This is a genomic window from Burkholderia semiarida, assembly GCF_029268935.1.
Taxonomy (GTDB): Bacteria; Pseudomonadota; Gammaproteobacteria; order Burkholderiales; family Burkholderiaceae; genus Burkholderia; species Burkholderia semiarida.
On sequence record NZ_JAHLCL010000016.1, the window covers coordinates 1 to 1,674 of the forward strand.

Sequence of the window (1,674 nt, forward strand, 5' to 3'; positions counted from 1 at the left end):
TGTAGTAGCTTTATAAAAATGTCGTGTTCTAGCCGTTTAGAAATGTCGCGTTTCGACCTCGATATGCTAGCTGGTTCCCCGTAAGACCACGGAGCCAGCCATGCACCGAAGCACACTGGTGACATTGAATATGCGAGAACTCGACCGTCTGAAGGTGATCGAGGCTGTAGTTGAGACGGGACTGAAGCCCGGACGTGCAGCTGAGCGACTGGGCCTTACGGTGCGCCAGGTCGAGCGACTGGTGATCCGGTACCGGGAATCTGGCGCGGCTGGGCTGACGTCGCGCAAGCGCGGTCGCCCGGGGAATCGCCGACTGGATGTCGAGTTGGTCCGACGGGCGCTGACGATTATCCGAGACCGCTACGCAGATTTTGGCCCGACGCTGGCTGCCGAGAAGCTATGGGAATGCCATGGCATCCGGCTGGCAAAGGAAACGGTGAGAAAGCTCATGACAGATGCCGGTTTGTGGGTGCCCCGCCGGCAGCGGCCACCGAAGGTCTACCAGCCGCGTGCACGACGAGCATGCCTGGGCGAGCTCATCCAGATCGACGGCAGCGAGCATCGGTGGTTCGAGGATCGTGCGCCGCAATGCACGCTGCTGGTGTACGTGGACGATGCAACCAGCCGGCTGATGCACCTGTATTTCACGCAGACCGAATCGACCTTTAGCTACTTCGAAGCGACGCGTGCGTACCTGGAGCGTCATGGCAAACCGGTGGCGCTGTACAGCGACAAGGCCAGTGTGTTCCGCAGCGTCAAGGCCCACGAAACTGGCAGCAGCGTGACGCACTTCGGACGCGCCATGTTCGAGCTGAACATCGACACGTTTTGCGCGAACAGCAGTTCGGCCAAGGGGCGTGTGGAGCGTGCGCACCTGACGCTGCAAGACCGGCTCGTGAAGGAACTGCGGCTGCGTGGCATCAGCACGCTGATCGAGGCCAATGCGTTTGTGCCCTCCTTCATGGCGACCTATAACGCGCGTTTCGCGAGGCCACCGAAGAGCGATTTCGACGCGCACCGGCCACTGCGAGTGGACGAGAACCTCGATCTATTGATGACGTGGCGCGAGACGCGTCGGGTCACGAAGTCACTCACAGTGCAGTATGACCGCGTGATGTATTTGCTGGACGACACGCCAGAGAACCGGAAGCTGATCCATCGCTATATCGATGTATGGGAATATCCAGACGGCCGCATCGAGATCCGCGCTGAGGGGCGCGTACTGCCGTACCGGCAGTACGACCGGTTGACTGATGTCGATCAGGGCATCGTGGTTGAGCACAAACGCTTGAGTCATGTGCTTCAGGTCGCGCAAGCGATCCAGGCGCAGCGCGATAACCGAAGGGCTTCCGGCTCGCCTTCTCGCACTAATCAAGGTCAGCCAGTTCGCACTGCAAAACGGCCACCCGGCACGAAGAAGCAGCGCGAGTTCACGCAGGCCGATGTTGAACATGTGATCGTGGATCTGGCGCAACGCAGGCAGGCACAAGAGCCCCCCGCCAAACCTGAGCGTCGGTCTGCAAAGTCTGGTGGTACTGGCATCAACGCCCTGCCCGTTCAAGCGCCAACCTTCGACACTGCGTAAGCAGTGCCCTGTTAAAGACGACCTCTTTCCTCTGAAAACACGACATTTCTATTTAGCTGCGAACACGACATCTTGATATGGCCATGACA

The 1,674-nt window shown here is 59.4% G+C and carries 1 protein-coding gene; it reads left to right on the forward strand.

Annotation, left to right across the window (positions count from 1 at the left end):
• Positions 1 to 100 precede the first annotated feature (100 nt).
• Positions 101 to 1,585 (forward strand): ISNCY family transposase, encoded by a 1,485-nt coding sequence (locus KPB06_RS34405; protein WP_103691393.1) that lies wholly within the window; start codon positions 101 to 103, stop codon positions 1,583 to 1,585.
• Positions 1,586 to 1,674 lie beyond the last annotated feature (89 nt).

Bases quoted from the DNA above. Each gene is read 5' to 3' on its own strand.
- KPB06_RS34405 (WP_103691393.1), top strand. From the start codon at position 101: ATGCACCGAAGCACACTGGTGACATTGAATATGCGAGAACTCGACCGT.